This is a genomic window from Acinetobacter sp. CY17 (assembly GCF_059515825.1).
Genome location: NZ_JCAKMX010000004.1, coordinates 170521 through 188572 on the forward strand (window position 1 = coordinate 170521; position 18052 = coordinate 188572).

Sequence of the window (18052 nt, forward strand, 5' to 3'; positions counted from 1 at the left end):
GGAATTTTAAGTGATTCTCGGCTAAACAACAAGCCATTTTACATAAAATATTGTCTGTAGAAAAAAGCAGCAAAAGCTTAAATTCCTGATACTATTTGACCGACATGGCTGATTTTGTGTAAGTTTCAGCAATTAAAATAAGTTTTTAGCTATTCGGTACGCACTTAAAGCCTACCCAGTCGACCTAGAAATGGTTGAAATGTTGTAAAATGGCGGCTTTTTCGAGCGTCTTCAACAAACATGGGCATTTGCACATGCCTATGTTTAAGATAAATTGTTACACTCTCTTTGCAATTTTATATTTATAGAGGTTTGTCTTTCATGGCCATCGACTTTAAGCAAGATATTCTCGCTCCTGTTGCTCAAGACTTTGCTGCGATGGACACATTTATTAATGAAGGCATTACCTCAAAAGTTGCCTTAGTGATGGCAGTGAGTAAACATGTGGTCGAAGCAGGTGGCAAACGCATGCGTCCAATTATGTGTTTATTGGCAGCCAAAGCCTGTGGTGTTACTGATTTAGACGCGCATCGTCGTTTAGCAGCCATCATTGAAATGCTACATACCGCAACCTTAGTGCATGACGATGTAGTCGATGAATCAGGTTTACGTCGTGGCCGTCCAACTGCCAATGCCACTTGGAACAATCAAACTGCAGTCTTGGTGGGTGATTTTTTAATTTCACGCGCTTTTGACTTACTGGTGGATTTAGACGATTTAAAATTACTTAAAAACTTTTCCACGGGCACCTGTGAAATTGCCGAAGGCGAAGTGTTACAGTTACAGTCTCAGCATCAACCTGACACCACAGAACAGACTTATTTAGCCATTATTCATGGCAAAACCTCACGCCTATTTGAAATGGCAACTGAAGGTGCGGCAATCTTGGCTAAAAAACCAGAATTTGCCTTAGCCTTGAAAAAATTCGCCGGTCATTTTGGCAATGCTTTTCAAATTATTGATGATATTTTAGACTACACCTCAGATGCAGAAACTTTAGGTAAAAATATTGGTGACGACTTGATGGAAGGTAAACCGACCTTGCCATTGATTGCCGCACTCAAAAATACCCAAGGGGATGAGCATGCCATTATTCGTAAAAGTATTGCCACAGGCGGTACCGACCATTTAGACCAAGTGATTCAAATTGTGCACAATTCAGGTGCACTTGATTATTGCCGCCAACGTGCCACCGAAGAAACCGAAGCTGCGATTGCCGCATTACTTGAATTACCTGAATCTGAATCCCGCCAAGCGTTAATGAACCTTGCACATTTAGCCTTACATCGTATTCAATAAGTTGCGTATGCAGATAAAATTTAACGACCTTTTACTTCAAATGCAGCAGCAGCTCGAATCGCGAGCGCCGCTGCATGATGAAACACTCATCCAACTGGTCGATCGTTTACGACCAAGTGACCCTCAGCTACAACACGAAATTCATGATCATCTACAGGCTTTAATTGACTGTTTAATTCGTGTGCCCTACGCGGTGAGCACCTTACAAACTTTTATTTTAAGACTGATCAGCCAATATAAACAAAGTGGCTTATATGCCGATACAGGTATTTTATCGCAAGATGGTTTTTGGAATCAGCTCTTTAAACGCTTAGGCGCACATTTCCTGCCATTAATTCCAGATGAAAGCCAATTACAACAATTACTCCGCAGGGTATTTCATCAGCGCAGCGATAAAAACTGGCTTGACAATATTAGTGACCAAGATTGGCAACAGTTATTTATTTTACTGTCGCAAGGTCATAGCAACCAAAGCTATAAACTACAGATTAAAAGTGAGCTCATTAAAGCCATTACCGTACTGTCTTATCGCATTAGCGGGATTGGTTTGTATCCAGAATTTATTGATGCTTATCCGGAGCTAACCGAATACGAATCACCTTTCTTGGTGCAAAACCGCGAGATCATTGATTTCATCCGTCACTACAAAGACTTGCATCGTAATACCGAGCATATGATGGTGGTGGCGCCACCTGATGCTGCCCAAGCCTTGGTGATGATTGAACAATGCCATGATGTGGTGCAAAAAATTCGTCGCTCCACTAAGCGGATTGGGGTCAGTGTCAGTCTGACCTATTTATTAACTTTGCTTGAACAATGTTTAGAACGTCTAGAGCTGCTCCTAAACTTAATTGTTGAAGATAACGATAGACGCTTTAAGATCCTAAAAGAGCTACTAATTGATGTCACTGCCACCAGTTATGATGAACTCAGTGTGCGCTCTTTACTGACCACCAACAGTGAATTGATAGCCTTACAGGTCACTGAAAACGCCAGCAAAACTGGTGAACACTATGTAAGTACCGATAAACAGGGCTTCTTTGGCATGTATAAGTCCGCCGCTGGTGCCGGACTGATTATTGCTGTGATGGCCACTTTAAAGACCTTGATGGCACGTGTGTCGATGGCCCCCTTGATGCAGGCTTTTTCCTACAGCATGAATTATGCATTGGGTTTTATGCTGATTCATGTCCTGCATTTTACTGTGGCCACCAAACAACCTGCCATGACCGCAGCCGCACTTGCCTCTACGGTACAACGTGGCAAAGGCTCGAAGATGGCACAATTGGCAGAAGTGGCTGTACTCATTGTCAACATTATTCGCACCCAATTTATTGCGATTTTAGGTAATATCTCGATTGCTATTCCAACTGCTGCATGTATTGCTTTTTTCTGGGATGCAGCGCTGCACGAACCCTTAATGACCCATGCCAAAGCCGCAAAAACTTTACATGATTTAAATCCGTTTACCTCATTGGCTGTCCCCCATGCGGCGATTGCCGGAGTATTTTTATTTTTCTCAGGCTTATTGGCTGGGTATTTTGACAACATGGCGGTCTATCGAAAAATAGGACCACGCCTTAAAGCCCATCAACGTCTAAAAAAATGGATGGGCCAAGAACGTCTTAATCGTTTTGCAGATTATATAGAGCGTAATTTTGGTGCTTTAGCCGGTAATTTCTTATTTGGTATTATGCTTGGCAGTATGGGAACGATTGGCTTTTTGCTCGGGTTACCACTCGATATCCGCCACATTGCCTTTGCTTCAGCCAACTTTATTCAAGGCTTAATAAACATTAACCAACCTGATCTGGGTTTGGTCATTGTGTCCTTGCTTGGTGTCTTACTGATTGGTTTAACGAACCTTTTTGTCAGTTTTACTTTAACAATTATTGTGGCCTTACGTGCGCGTCGGGTACGCTTTGAACAATGGCAACCTTTAGCAAAATTAGTCCTGACTCATTTTTTAACCCGACCCAGCGACTTTTTTTGGCCCCCTAAGCAAGCCATTGCTATAGAACAAGAATTGCAAAAAAAATCAGGCATATCGTAATTCTTATACAGAAAAACCTGATGAAAACCTATAAATTTGCATAACTTACACACGCTTGAAAAGAAGTGTACTGACAAGTACACTTTAACACTAAGGATTAACCGCGCTGTAATCGGTTGTCATATTTAGGGGTCTTCGATGCCTTATTGCCTGCTGCTGTTAGGTTTTTTATTGTTATTTTTCAGTATATTGATTCTTAATTCCCCCACTTTAAATGCTTTAGATCTAAGCGCAGTGGTGTACTTGAGTCAGCAACGTAATGAAACGTTCAATCAAATATCAAGCAGCTTATCTGTGCTAGGCGGCATGCCTTTTGTATTATTTTTCACCACACTATGGTGTTTTGTCTTAGCGTGGTATAAAAAATATTCAAAAATACTTTTTATTGGTCTTGGACTTATAGGAAGTATCGCTTGTGCTTGGCTACTTAAATATCTCATTGCCAAACCGCGTCCACCTGAAATCTATCATCTTGTAGAAAGCTACGGATCATCGTTTCCAAGTGCGCACAGTTTCTATGCAGCAAGCCTTGCCGCATTGGTGCTATTGGTCAGTCGAGGTCATCAGCTATACCGCTATTTGGCAGTATTGGCATGCTCTTGGTTGTTGGTCATGGGAGGATCACGAGTATATTTAGGCGTACATTACCCTTCTGATGTGATTTCTGGTTGGGGCATTAGTTTTATATGGATCAGCTTGCTGTATTTGCTTGGCAAATCTCAGTTTTGTCCTAAAAACAAATTTTAAATAAACATCTTAATTGAGGTGGAATAATGATGTCTGCAAAGCTTTGGGCACCCGCCCTGACTGCTTGCGCATTAGCAACAAGTCTGGTGCTTGTTGGCTGTAGCAAAGACGAAAATAAACAGGCAGCCGCTGCTCAGCAGCAAATGCCGCCAACCGAAGTTGGTGTCATTGTTGCCCAGCCACAAAGCGTCGAGCAATCAGTCGAACTTTCTGGCCGTACTACAGCCTTTGAAGTGTCTGAAGTACGCCCTCAAACCAATGGCGTGATTTTAAAGCGTCTGTTTGCTGAAGGCAGCTATGTGCGTGAAGGTCAAGCGCTGTATGAAATTGATTCACGTACCAATCGTGCCAATCTCGACAGCGTACGTGCGAATTTAGCGCGTCAACAAGCCAATTTAAACGTGTTACGCGTTAAAGAAGGTCGTTATCGTCAATTGGTCGGTTCTAACGCCATTTCTAAACAAGAATATGACGATGCTGTGGCACAAGTGAAATTGGCTGAAGCTGATTTAGCTGCCACACAGGCCGAGCTACGTAATGCTGAAATTAACCTCGGTTATTCAATTGTACGTGCACCAATTTCTGGTCAATCGAATCGTTCAACAGTGACCGCCGGCGCTTTAGTGACCGCCAGTCAAGCTGAGCCTTTAGTGACCATTCAGCGTCTTGACCCCATTTATGTTGATATCAACCAATCAAGTGCCGAGCTATTGCGTTTACGTCAGCGTCTATCTCAAGGGAGCTTAAATAGCTCAAACAACACCACGGTGAAGTTAAAGCTTGAAGATGGTAGCTATTATCCTGTTGAAGGTCGTTTGGCATTTTCTGATGCCAGCGTCAACCCTGATACGGGTACAGTAACCTTACGTGCTGTGTTCCCAAACCCGAACTATTTATTGCTGCCAGGCATGTTTGCCACTGCAAAAATTGTACAAGGTGAAGTGCCAAATGCTTACCTGATTCCACAAGCGGCTATTACGCGTACCCCAACTGGTCAAGCCATGGCAATGTTGGTTGATGCCAATGGGAAAGTTGCACCGCGTCCAGTGACCACCACGGGTGCGCAAGGTACCGATTGGATTGTCACCGAAGGTTTAAATCCAGGTGATAAAGTGATCGTTGATGGTATTGCTAAAGTGAAACCTGAACAGCAGGTGGTTGCTAAACCGTATCAACCTAAAGCGGCTGCGCCTCAAGCTCAAGCCCCAAGTGCGGATCAACAACCTGCCAGCGAAGCAAAATCAGCACCTGAACAAAAAGCGCAAGCTTAAGAGGTAAGGATGGCTCAATTTTTTATTCATCGCCCAATCTTTGCTTGGGTGATCGCATTGGTGATTATGCTGGCGGGTGTGCTCACCTTAAGCAAAATGCCAATCGCACAGTATCCAACCATCGCACCACCCACAGTGACGATTTCTGCGACTTATCCTGGTGCTTCTGCTGATACCGTAGAAAATACCGTGACGCAGCTGATCGAGCAACAGATGAATGGTCTCGATGGTCTACGCTACATTTCATCAAACAGTGCCGGTAATGGTCAGGCATCAATTACCTTAAACTTTGAACAAGGTATTGATCCCGATATTGCACAAGTTCAAGTCCAGAACAAACTGCAATCGGCAACTGCTTTATTACCAGAAGATGTACAACGTCAAGGTGTACGTGTTACCAAGTCCGGTGCCAGCTTCTTACAAGTATTAAGCTTCTATTCACCGGATGGTTCACTGACCGGTAACGACATTAAAGACTATGTTAACTCCAACATCTCTGAACCTTTAAGTCGTGTGGCAGGTGTAGGTGAGGTACAAGTTTTTGGTGGCTCATACGCTATGCGTATTTGGTTAGATCCGGCTAAAATGGCCAGTCTACAAGTGACGCCAAGTGATGTATCTGCTGCGATTCGTACCCAAAACGCGCAAGTTGCGGTGGGTCAATTAGGTGGTGCACCGGCAATTGAAGGTACGGTTTTAAACGCGACCGTTACTGCGCAAAGCTTACTGCAAACGCCTGAACAATTTGCCAACATCTTCTTAAAAAATACCTCTAACGGTGCACAAGTCCGTTTAGGTGATGTAGCAAAAGTTGAACTTGGTGCAGATAACTATCAGTTTGATTCTAAATATAACGGTAAGCCATCTGGCGGTGTCGCAATTAAACTTGCTACCGGTGCCAATGCCTTAGATACTGCGCAAGCGGTTGAAGCCCGTTTAAAAGAATTACGTCCTAACTATCCTGCGGGCTTAAAAGACGAACTGGCTTTTGACACCACACCTTTTATTGAACTCTCAATTAAAAGTGTAGTCAAAACCTTAATTGAAGCGATCATCCTGGTTTTCATCGTGATGTTCTTGTTCTTACAGAACTGGCGCGCCACGATTATTCCAACCATGGCAGTGCCTGTGGTGGTACTGGGAACTTTCGCAGTCATCAACATGTTTGGCTTCTCGATTAACACCTTAACCATGTTTGCGATGGTACTGGCCATTGGTCTTCTGGTCGATGATGCCATTGTCGTGGTGGAAAACGTTGAGCGTGTTATGGTCGAGGAACATCTAGATCCTGTGACCGCAACAGAAATCTCGATGAAGCAAATCTCAGGCGCTTTAATTGGGATTACCTCGGTGCTGTCTGCGGTATTCGTACCTATGGCATTCTTTGGTGGTACGACAGGGGTTATTTATCGTCAGTTCTCGATTACTCTTGTTACCGCCATGGTGTTATCACTGCTTGTAGCGTTAACCTTTACGCCAGCGCTATGTGCCACCATGCTCAAACAGCACGATCCAAACAAAGTTCCAAGCAACAATATCTTTGCTCGCTTCTTCCGTTGGTTTAATAGCAGCTTTGACAAAATGTCAGAGAAATACCAAGGCGGCGTCAACCGCATGACCCACAACAAGATTTTCTCTGGTGCGGTTTATGTCGTGGTACTTGTCGGAATTGTGTTCTTGTTCCAAAAACTGCCTTCTTCATTTTTACCTGATGAAGACCAAGGTGTGGTGATGACACTGGTACAACTACCACCAAACGCAAGTTTGGAGCGTACTGGCGAAACCATGGATGCCATGACGGGCTTCTTCTTAGAGAATGAAAAAGACCACGTTGAATCTGTGTTTAGTGTGGCAGGTTTCTCATTTGCCGGTGTGGGTCAAAACGCAGGTATGGCGTTTATTAAACTCAAAGACTGGTCAGAACGTACAACACCTGAATCGCAAGTCGGTGCGATTATTGGCCGTGGTATGGCACTTAATATGATCGTAAAAGACGCGACTTATATTATGCCTTTACAGCTGCCAGCGATGCCAGAACTTGGCACCAGCTCAGGCTTTAACTTACAGCTTAAGGATGCTGCAGGTAATGGTCATGCTAAATTAATCGAAGCACGTAATATGATCCTTGGCATGGCCGCACAAGACTCACGTCTTGCTGGTGTTCGTCCAAATGGTCAAGAAGATACACCGCAGTACAAAGTGATTGTTGACCATGCACAAGCCGGTGCGATGGGCGTCAGCATTGCTGAAATTAACAGCACTATGGGTATTGCTTGGGGTGGTTCATACGTCAACGACTTTATTGATCGTGGTCGTGTGAAGAAAGTTTATGTCCAAGGTCAATCTGATTCACGCATGATGCCGGAAGACTTAGATAAGTGGTATGTGCGTAATAACAAAGGCGAGATGATTCCATTCTCAGCATTTGCTACAGGCGAATGGACCTATGGTTCACCACGTCTAGAACGTTATAACGGCTTATCATCAGTCAACATTCAAGGTACACCCGCACTGGGCGTCAGCTCAGGTGATGCGATGCTTGCCATGGAAGAGATTGTGGCCAAACTGCCTCAAATGGGCGCAGTCGGTTATGACTTTGAATGGACAGGTTTATCACTCGAAGAACGTGAATCAGGCGATCAAGCACCATTCTTATATGCGCTATCGCTCCTGATTGTATTCTTATGTTTAGCCGCCTTATATGAAAGTTGGTCAATTCCATTTTCGGTATTATTGGTGGTGCCATTAGGTATTATTGGTGCTTTGGGCTTAACTTTTGGCGGCATGGTGTTGTTCCAAAATCCAAACCTATCCAACAATATTTACTTCCAAGTGGCGATTATTGCGGTCATTGGTTTGTCGGCTAAAAATGCGATCTTGATTGTTGAATTTGCCAAAGAGTTGCAAGAAAAAGGCGAAGAGCTATTTGATGCAACTTTACATGCAGCCAAAATGCGTTTACGTCCAATTATTATGACCACTTTAGCTTTTGGTTTTGGTGTACTGCCACTTGCCCTCTCTTCAGGCGCGGGTGCGGGTAGCCAACACTCAGTGGGTTATGGTGTATTAGGTGGTGTAATCAGTTCAACATTACTTGGTATTTTCTTTATTCCAGTCTTCTATGTATGGATTCGTAGCATCTTCAAATACAAACCAAAGCCACCACGTACGGAGAATATGTCTTAATGCAAACTCTATGGTCTACAACTGGCCGTGGTCTTGCACTTTCTGCACTTGCGCTTGCTTTGACTGCATGTCAAAGCATGCGTAACCCAGAACCTCAAGTGCAAGCGACCACTTTACCTGTGGCTTATGTTGCGCCTGCAACAGGTCCTTCAGTGGCAGAGCAAGGCTATAAGGATTTCTTTGCCGATCAACGTTTGGCACAAGTGATTGACCTTGCCTTAACCAATAACCGTGACTTACGTATTGCTGCACTCAATATTCAACGTGCCCAGCAAACCTACCAAATTACTGAAAACAACCAATTACCAAGTATTGGGGTCAGTGGTAGTGTATTACGTCAAGACACGGTCAATAGCAAACCGATGACCAGCTATAATGTAGGTCTAGGGGTAACTGCTTATGAGCTTGATTTTTGGGGGCGAGTACGTAGCTTAAAAGACAATGCTTTAGACACATACTTAGCAACCGCAAGTGCACGCGATGCCACGCAAATTGCACTGGTTGGTCAAGTTGCACAAGCATGGTTAAGCTACTCTTTTGCTGCTGCCAATTTGGCTTTAGCTGAACAGACCTTAAAGGCACAACTTGAGTCTTATAACCTGAATAGAAAACGTTTTGAGGTTGGGATTGATAGTGAAGTGCCAGTACGTCAAGCGCAAATCTCAGTAGAGACTGCACGTAGTGATGTGGCCAATTACAAAACCCAAATCACTCAAGCACAAAACTTACTTAACCTCTTGGTGGGTGAGCAAGTGCCTAGCAGCTTGTTACCCAATCAACGTGTGACGCGCATTACTGCCAATAATGCCATTCGTTCTGGTTTACCAAGTGATTTACTTAACAACCGTCCGGATATTCGTGCGGCAGAGTATCGTTTATCTGCAGCAGGTGCCAATATTGCCGCAGCCAAAGCGCGTATGTTCCCAACGATTAGCTTAACCGGTTCGGCAGGTTTAGGCTCACGTGAGCTTAGCGATTTATTTAAATCAGGTTCATTTGTCTGGTCATTGGGTCCAAGCCTAGATATTCCACTTTGGGATTGGGGCACACGTAAAGCCAATATCAAAATTTCAGAAACTGATCAGCAAATTGCTGTATCAGACTATGAAAAATCGATTCAAAATGCGTTCCGTGAAGTCAACGATGCCTTAGCGGTACGTCAAAATATTGGCGAGCGCTTGGCAGCACAGCGTAGTTTAGTCGAAGCCACCAATAAAAACTATCAATTGTCACAAGCGCGTTTCCGCGCGGGTATTGATGGCTTCTTAACGGTGTTAGATGCACAGCGTGGCAATTATACAGCGCAGCAAGGTTTATTATTGCTCGAACAAGCCAATTTAAACAACCAAGTTGAACTGTATAAAGCCTTAGGTGGCGGTTTAAAAACTTACGCAAGTGACCCTTTAGTTAATCCAGCTTCTTCAGCTGAACAAGCAGAACTGCGTAATACCCCATAAATGTTAAATTAAAAAAAGCTCACCTGGTGTGGGCTTTTTTTATTGCTTTTTAATAGATTTTTTCCTATGGTCAAGGCATTAATTAAGAGAAGAACTAGATGTTATTGAGTAATTTAGAAAGCATGCCCGGCTATACGATTTGCCGCCAAATTGATGTGGTCTATGGCAGTACCGTACGCAGCAAACATGTTGGACGTGATTTATTGGCTGGTCTTAAAAATATTGTTGGTGGTGAACTGACCGCTTATACCGAACTACTAGAAGAATCACGTCAAGAAGCCCTGAACCGTATGATTGCCAAGGCCCAAAGCTTAGGTGCCAACGCGGTGATTGGGATTCGTTTTTCGACCTCAAATATTGCCCAAGGTGCCTCTGAACTGTTTGTCTATGGCACGGCGGTGGTGGTTGAACCCATCATGCCAAAACTGCCCGATCCTTTTGCGAGTTAAACCATGGAAAATTTACTTTTCCAATTGGGTGTATTTGCCCTGCTGTTTGTGATTGGCTTTACCTTTGGGCGCTACAACGAGCGTAAGCATTTAGCAGAACTTGAAATGAATGAAGCGCGCCTTGCCTATATTACGGTAGATAATCAACGTTTGATCCAAAGCACACAGCCAGGTCAGCTTATTAGCAGCAATGTGGTGATTTCACATGACTACTTTAAATTTGTACTGGCCAGCATTCAAAATTTCTTTGGTGGACGTTTAAAAAGTTATGAAAGTATTTTAGAGCGTGCCCGACGTGAAGCGTTGATACGTTTAAAATTAGAGGCCGAAAAAGTAGGTGCCACCCATATTATGGGCCTACGCCTGAGCACCACAGAAATGGGTATGCAAGGCAGTATGGTTGAAGTCTTTGCTTATGGGACAGCCATTCAACCTGCCTAATTTTGTATGTGCCGACCTTTCTCAAGCTCAAACTTTGAGCTTGAGGAAAGCTTGCTGAATTGACCTTGGATCGGAGGCTGTACACCACACCGATTACATTTTAGCTGCAACTTTTGCAGGGGATTAGGATAGAATGGCACGCGCTCTTTGTATGCTCACCACGATTAAGTCAAATCGTTTTAGCTTTGCTGTTATTTAAAAACTTACACTCGCTGATACTCTGCTCAGCTGCTGCAACACCTGTAGATGCTCAATGCTCACCATCCATTTTTATTTTCTCGACTAGCACACCATGCTCACCTCTGATCTTAACATCTACAGCTTACTCATCCCAAGTTTAGTGCTGTGTTTGAGCCTGATTACGCTGCTCATCGCTTATAACAAGAATTTAGGCAATTATTTGGTGAGCTACGCTACGGGACTGTTTTTAATTGGTGTGACCATTTTTTTAAATACCACCCTATCCACAACACTGCTAAATAGCTTTGCCAGTATATTAAGCCTAATTTATTTTAGCTCTTGTGCCCTACACGCCCAAGCGCTGTATATCCGTTTAAAGTTGCCATTTTCATTGCGACGTTGTTGCATGTTTATGCTATTAGGGATGCTAGGCGTCGCGTTTTTTTCTCACTATTATGCCTACCAAAACGCCCGTATTGTTAGCATTGCTTTGGTTACCGCCTTAATCTACTTGCACCGTCCCATCTTATTTTTTAAGGTCAAAACACGCCTCAAGATAGATTATTATCTCAAAATATTTACTTACGTGATGTTGGGCCTTGTCTTATTTAGAGCAGGCTTAATCATCGCTCTACATTCAACTGACGAGTATATTGCACAAAATGAAGGCTTATGGGCGTTGACCCAGATGATCATTGTGTTTGTGAATTTAGTGTTTTTTAGCTTATTTGTTAGCAGTTCTATTTTTGATTCTATAACCAAACTCAAACAAGAACGTTTGTTAGATCCACTGACCGGACTGCTCAACCGACGCGGTTTTAATATGTATGTGGCTAAACTCAAAGCTGCCATGCCCCATCAAAATGCAATTTTAATGGCCGATTTAGATCACTTTAAAAACATTAATGATCAATACGGCCATCATATTGGTGATCTTGCCCTGCAACATGTCAGTCGTCTGTTACAGCACAATCTTCGTGAACAAGATCAGGTCTTTCGCATCGGTGGCGAGGAATTTATTATTTTATTAGCACAAGTCAGCAATGAAAATGCCGATGAAATTGCTGAGCGCATTCGAAAAAACATTGAACAAGAAGCGCTGCTTTATCAAGGTCAAAGCATTAATTTATCTATTAGCATTGGCATTAGCTTTTTTAAACATGGCCAGCAACTCGACACAGCCTTATTAGATGCCGACCAATTGCTGTACCAAGCTAAAAAAATGGGTCGTAATCAAGTTCAACGCGCTTAAAGCCATTATTTGACTTTGATGTTACGGATCATTTTATACAGCAGCTTGGGTGATAAACGTGACACTATGACCCCTATTTTTTCCTTAAGCCCACCCACCACAATATATTCTTGCTCATCCAATAAAGCCGCAACCACAGTCTGCGCAAACTCATCGGCATCTAAGCCATTCTCAATCGCACTGTCTTGATGCCCTTGTGGCTTACCCTCACCATTTAAAGCATTAAACGACACGTTGGTTTTCACAAAACCCGGAAACACTACCGATACTTTAACCCCATGCTCTGCCACTTCGGCGCGTAAGCTATTGGCCCACATATGAATGGCAGCTTTGGCGGCTGAATATGTGGCGCGGTACTGGGTCCCCAATAAGCCTGCGACACTGGAAATAAAGACAATACGACCCGTTTTTTGCGCCAAAAAGGTGGGTAATACCGTTTTGGTTAAAAACACCTGTGAGAAATAATTAATTTCCACAATGGCACGTTCAGTCTGCATCGTAGTGTCTTGAATCAACGCACGCTGACTTAAACCTGCATTATTAATTAAGTAATCAATGCGCCCCTTATGTTGGAGCACTTGGGCATAAGCATGACGGATATCTGCCTCATTGGTGACATCACATGCCACCACCAGATGACGTTCTGGATGGCTCAGGCTCAAACGCACCTGTTCTAGTACCTCTTGACGACGTGCGCTTAATACCAGTTGTGCGCCTTGCGCTGCAAAAGCTTTAGCTAAAGCCTCCCCTAAACCTGAAGATGCCCCAGTAATCCAGACCACTTGATCGGCCAAATTGTGCTGTGTTGTCATGTTATGATTCCTAAGGGTTATGTATAGAAATAAAGGTTAAAAAATGTTTTAAGTAGGCTTGGGCATGCTCAGGACTTAACTGCTTAGCCATTTTTTCTAAACGTTTGTAGCCCATCTGCGTGGTGAGACCAATGACACCGGCTAAGCTTTTATCGACCACAAAATTAAATTTGAGTTTTTTCTTAGGCTCACGTACCAACTGAGTTACGCCTTGGTCAATAATTTCAATCAAACTACTAAAAGCAGCAGGGATTTTGCTTGGGTCTTCCGTCAGAAATTGACATTGCGTCTTAAACTTGCTGGCTAATGCTGGGGGAATAGGATATTTCAGCCAAATTTGTCCCTCTTGTACTGAGGTCATTTCAGCCAAATCATTAATCAACAGTTTAAGCCGTTCATTGTTTAACAGTTGCATCGACCACGGTAAATGTTTACGAATGCTGGCAATAATTTGCTCGACGGTGTGTTCAGATTCAAATTGCGATTGCTCGGCAGAAATTTGGCTTAAATAACCAAACACTTGCTCGACAATTTGACAAGCAATGTCTGCTAAATTCTCGCCCACTGGCTGAGCCAAACTTTGCGCATGACCCAAATTTAACAATTGCTGTAACTCTAAAAACCGTCGATAGGTGGTAGGCTGTAAATTCAGTTGCACCATATCATCCATAATGGCCTCTTGTTATTGTTGTCCGGAAAAACTCCGCTTTAGCATAGGCCAACTTGACGGATAAACCAATTGCATAAACTTTGATTTTGCCTCATCCCGCAGCTTCATATTTTTTGCTACAATGATTGCAATTTTTATCCACTTTTGATCTGTTCGAACTATGACTGATTCAGCGCAAAATATCGCGACAACCTACGATCCGACTGAGATCGAGAAAAAATGGTACCAAACTTGGGAAGAGCGTGGTTACTTCAAGCCATCTGAAAAAGGCGAGTCTTTCTGTATCATGATTCCGCCACCAAACGTCACTGGTAGCTTGCACATGGGTCATGGTTTTAACAATGCCATCATGGATGCTTTAACCCGTCATAAGCGTATGTCTGGTTTTAACACGCTTTGGCAACCAGGGACTGACCACGCAGGTATTGCAACGCAAATGGTGGTTGAGCGTCAGCTCGGTGCACAAGGTATTAGCCGTCATGATTTAGGTCGTGAAAAGTTCATCGACAAAATCTGGGAATGGAAAGAACAATCTGGCGGTACCATTACCCGTCAAATCCGTCGTTTAGGTTCATCTGTGGATTGGTCACGTGAACGCTTTACCATGGATGAAGGTTTATCAAATGCTGTTAAAGAAGTGTTTGTAAAACTACATGAAGATGGTTTGATCTACCGTGGTAAACGTCTGGTTAACTGGGATCCAAAACTTCAAACTGCGCTTTCTGACTTAGAAGTTGAGTCTGATAAAGAAGAAGCAGGTTCATTGTGGCACTTCAAATATTTCTTTGAAGATAAGTCACTTCGCACACATGATGGTAAAGATCACATCGTTGTGGCAACCACTCGTCCTGAAACTTTGTTGGGTGATACAGCTGTTGCAGTTGCACTAGATGATGAACGCTATGCGGCATTGGTTGGTCAAAACATCATCCTACCAATCACAGGTCGTGCTGTTCCAATCGTTAAAGATGAATATGTAGACAAAGAATTTGGTACAGGCTGTGTGAAAATCACTCCTGCGCATGACTTCAATGACTATGAAGTGGGTAAACGTTGCGAATTACCAATCATCAACATCTTCAACAAAAATGCTGAAGTGCTTGCTGAGTTTGAATATATCGCCAAAGCGGGCGAACAAATTTCTAAAACCATTCCTGCCCCTGCGGACTATATTGGTTTAGAGCGTTTTGAAGCACGTAAAAAGCTCGTTGAACAAGCTGAAAGCGAAGGTTGGTTAGACCAAATTCAACCATACACGCTTAAGCCACCTCGCGGTGACCGCTCAGGTGTGATCGTTGAGCCACTTCTTACAGACCAATGGTATGTGAAAATTGCACCGCTTGCTGAACCTGCAATTAAAGCAGTGAAAGATGGCGACATCAAATTTGTCCCTGAGCAATACAGCAATATGTACATGGCTTGGATGAACAACATTCAAGACTGGTGTATCTCACGTCAATTGTGGTGGGGTCACCGTATCCCTGCTTGGTACGATGCGGAAGGTAATGTTTACGTTGGACGTTATGAGGAAGAAGTTCGTGCGAAAAACAACATCCCTGCCGATGTTCAGTTAGACCAAGACGAAGACGTGTTAGATACATGGTTCTCTTCTGGTCTGTGGACATTCTCAACTTTGGGTTGGACAGGCGATGCTGAGAAAGATAAAGAAAACTATTTCTTAAATACCTTCCACCCGACTGATGTGTTGGTAACAGGTTTCGACATCATCTTCTTCTGGGTTGCCCGCATGATCATGATGACCATGCACTTCATGAAAAATGAAGATGGCACACCACAAGTACCGTTTAAAACCGTATATGTACACGGTTTGGTACGTGATGGCGAAGGTCAGAAGATGTCTAAATCTAAAGGTAACGTGCTTGACCCATTAGATTTGATTGACGGTGTTGATCTTGAAACACTCGTACAAAAACGTACCACAGGTTTGATGAACCCGAAACAAGCAGCGAAGATTGAAAAATCAACCCGTAAAGAATTCCCTGAAGGTATTCAATCTTACGGTACTGATGCGGTTCGTTTCACTTTCTGTGCGCTTGCAAATACGGGTCGTGATATCAAATTTGATATGAAACGTGTTGAAGGTTACCGTAACTTTGCCAACAAAATCTGGAACGCTACGCGTTTCGTGATGATGAACTGCGAAGAGCAAGTGATTGGTCAAGAAGTCCGTCAAGACCTTTGGGAATTGCCTGAACAGTGGATCGTGAGCCGTCTACAAAAAGCAGAACAAGCAGTGCAAACCGCATTTGCAACCTACCGTTTAGACTTGGCTGCACAAGCGATTTACGAGTTCATTTGGAATGAATACTGTGACTGGTATGTTGAGCTGACGAAGCCTGTTCTAAATGATGAAAACGTATCGGTTGAGCGTAAAGCTGAAGTGCGTCGTGTTCTTCTTTCTGTGATGGAGGCGTCTTTACGTTTAGCACATCCATTGATGCCGTACCTTACAGAAGAAATCTGGCAAACACTTGCGCCGAAACTGAACATCGTTGGCGAAACCATTATGCTTGCACCGTACCCTGTTGCTGACCAAGCCCTTATCAACGAACAAGCTGAAGCAGATATGCAATGGCTTCAAGGTTTGATTGGTGCGGTACGTAACATCCGTGGTGAGATGGGTCTAGGTAATGCTCGCTTGTTGCCTGTTCTGCTTCAAAACACCACTGATGCGGAAAAAGCGCAAATTGCTCGTATTGAACCGTTGTTTAAAGCATTGGCGAAAGTTGAAAGCATTACATTCCTAAACGATGCTGAACAACCGCCATTGTCTTCATCTTCAGTAGTTGGTCATGTGTCTGTATTCGTTCCAATGAAGGGCTTAATTGACCCGAAAGCGGAATTGGGTCGTCTACAAAAAGACTTAGACAAGGTTCAAAAACAGCATGACCAAATTGCAACTAAACTTGGTAATGAAGGTTTTGTGGCGAAAGCACCTGCGGCTGTGGTTGAAGGCGAGAAAGTGAAACTTGCTGAATTTGCTGATCAGTTAGCGAAGATTAAAGCGAATATGGAGCAGATTGCGGCGCTGTAAGGTGTTGTTAGTTTGATCTAATTTGTGTATAAAGGGCTGATTATTCAGCCCTTTATTTTAAATTCACTATACCAACATATATCCCCAAGAATATCTTATTATTTTATCTAGAAAACGACTATCATCATCAGATAAACAATATTTTGCACCAAATTTATCCTTAAATTCTTTTAGAAATTCTTGCGTGATAGTCATAAAATATTTTGGCAATTCAAAATGGCTTAAATTTTTTAAAAAATCATCTTCACCGTATAATTGATTAAGTAATTTTCTTGCTTCTTCAAGAGTCTTTTGTTGCTTAAAGAATGCCTCATTATTCTCATCAATTGTTTCAGGATCGGTTTCAACTAACGTTGTTCCATGTGCTAAAATATTTCTTAAACTAAATAAAATTTTTATCTTTCTATAAAGATCTTTATTAATTTCTTTACTTATATCAAATTTTAAAAAACCTGTATAAAAAGAGAATAATTTTTCAATACCACCCTCACTTTCTAAACGAATAAGAAAACTATCTAAAATATTTTCATATGATGATTTTCCAGTAGCTCCTTTTTTTGAGTTTTCTTCAATATGCCTATTAATCTCATTTCTTAAATTTTGAGATAATACGTACCTTAAAGCTCCCTCAATTATTGCAGCATTCAACGAAAGTAAAGGGAAGTTATATACATAGTTATCTATTATTTTTTCTTCTTTCTCAAAAGTTGGCATAAAACTAGCGTTAATTACATCCTGAGAGCTATCAATTTTCTTTGGTGTATTTTTTCTCTTATGCAAAAGAGCAAGTTGCTCATAACTGCGTAACAAAACTTGGTGAGTAGCTAAATTCAAATAAGACATTTTTTACCCCTTGTAAAAGTAAGTTTAATCTTCTTATTCTACCCTCACCCCAGCCCTCTCCCATAGGGAGAGGGAGCAGTCATTTGTAGTGGTCAACAAATATTGGACACAGTTTTAAGTTCATTTTCAGCCTGACAAGGACTGATACCATCGTTAAATCGATGAGGTCGTATCTGATTGTAGTATTCCATCAGATACAGACCAACATCTAGCTTCGCTTCTTCAATTGAGCTGTATCCCAATTTGGGAATCCACTCAGTCTTGAGACTTCTAAAAAGCCTTTCTGTTGGGGCATTGTCCCAACAGTTTCCTTTACGACTCATACTTTGTTGCATGG

General features: G+C 42.7%; 14 protein-coding genes. 10 read left to right on the plus strand and 4 right to left on the minus strand.

Going from position 1 to position 18052, the window contains the following annotated elements; all coding sequences use genetic code 11:
- Positions 1-321 precede the first annotated feature (321 nt).
- The 9 genes from sdsA (at position 322) to AC5YCI_RS04950 (ending at position 12335) form a co-directional block, all read left to right on the plus strand.
- Complete coding sequence (gene sdsA, locus AC5YCI_RS04910) at positions 322-1299, plus strand: All-trans-nonaprenyl-diphosphate synthase (protein WP_496128107.1); 978 nt, start codon at positions 322-324, stop codon at positions 1297-1299.
- A gap of 7 nt (positions 1300-1306) precedes the next feature.
- A complete protein-coding gene (locus tag AC5YCI_RS04915) occupies positions 1307-3352 on the plus strand; it encodes a site-specific recombinase (protein ID WP_496128106.1) in 2046 nt (681 codons plus the stop codon).
- 138 nt (positions 3353-3490) lie between these two features.
- A complete protein-coding gene (locus AC5YCI_RS04920) occupies positions 3491-4099 on the plus strand; it encodes a phosphatase PAP2 family protein (RefSeq protein WP_496128105.1) in 609 nt (202 codons plus the stop codon).
- Between the two features lie 26 nt (positions 4100-4125).
- A complete protein-coding gene (locus AC5YCI_RS04925) occupies positions 4126-5370 on the plus strand; it encodes an efflux RND transporter periplasmic adaptor subunit (RefSeq protein WP_496128104.1) in 1245 nt (414 codons plus the stop codon).
- A gap of 9 nt (positions 5371-5379) precedes the next feature.
- A complete protein-coding gene (locus AC5YCI_RS04930; RefSeq protein WP_496128103.1) occupies positions 5380-8556 on the plus strand; it encodes an efflux RND transporter permease subunit in 3177 nt (1058 codons plus the stop codon).
- Positions 8556-10013: a multidrug efflux RND transporter AdeIJK outer membrane channel subunit AdeK gene (gene adeK, locus AC5YCI_RS04935; protein WP_496128102.1), complete on the plus strand. Its 1458-nt coding sequence runs from the start codon at positions 8556-8558 to the stop codon at positions 10011-10013. Before AC5YCI_RS04930 ends, adeK begins: the two co-directional genes overlap by 1 nt.
- Positions 10014-10111: 98 nt before the next feature.
- Positions 10112-10462, plus strand: coding sequence for a YbjQ family protein (locus AC5YCI_RS04940; RefSeq protein WP_496128101.1), 351 nt, complete (start codon positions 10112-10114; stop codon positions 10460-10462).
- 3 nt (positions 10463-10465) lie between these two features.
- The gene (locus tag AC5YCI_RS04945) at positions 10466-10903 is read left to right on the plus strand and encodes a YbjQ family protein (RefSeq protein WP_496128100.1); all 438 of its coding nucleotides are present in this window, start codon (positions 10466-10468) and stop codon (positions 10901-10903) included.
- 292 nt (positions 10904-11195) lie between these two features.
- The gene (locus tag AC5YCI_RS04950; RefSeq protein ID WP_496128099.1) at positions 11196-12335 is read left to right on the plus strand and encodes a GGDEF domain-containing protein; all 1140 of its coding nucleotides are present in this window, start codon (positions 11196-11198) and stop codon (positions 12333-12335) included.
- Positions 12336-12340: 5 nt separating this feature from the next.
- Here the strand turns inward: AC5YCI_RS04950 and AC5YCI_RS04955 are convergent, their stop codons facing one another.
- Together AC5YCI_RS04955 and AC5YCI_RS04960 are read right to left on the minus strand one after the other, a co-directional pair.
- A complete protein-coding gene (locus AC5YCI_RS04955; RefSeq protein ID WP_496175267.1) occupies positions 12341-13147 on the minus strand; it encodes an SDR family oxidoreductase in 807 nt (268 codons plus the stop codon).
- A gap of 10 nt (positions 13148-13157) precedes the next feature.
- Complete coding sequence (locus AC5YCI_RS04960; protein WP_496128097.1) at positions 13158-13817, minus strand: hypothetical protein; 660 nt, start codon at positions 13815-13817, stop codon at positions 13158-13160.
- Between the two features lie 160 nt (positions 13818-13977).
- Here AC5YCI_RS04960 and AC5YCI_RS04965 point away from each other — a divergent pair, with 160 nt between their 5' ends.
- On the plus strand, positions 13978-16872 hold the full coding sequence (locus AC5YCI_RS04965; protein ID WP_496128096.1) for a valine--tRNA ligase: 2895 nt from the start codon (positions 13978-13980) through the stop codon (positions 16870-16872).
- A gap of 66 nt (positions 16873-16938) precedes the next feature.
- On the opposite strand, the gene AC5YCI_RS04970 is transcribed toward AC5YCI_RS04965, so the two are convergent.
- Positions 16939-17715 carry a hypothetical protein gene (locus AC5YCI_RS04970; protein ID WP_496128095.1) on the minus strand — a complete coding sequence of 259 codons (777 nt, stop codon included), beginning with the start codon at positions 17713-17715 and terminating at the stop codon, positions 16939-16941.
- Positions 17716-17807: 92 nt separating this feature from the next.
- The coding region (locus AC5YCI_RS04975; protein ID WP_496175268.1) for an integrase core domain-containing protein at positions 17808-18052 on the minus strand (245 nt) is incomplete at its 5' end.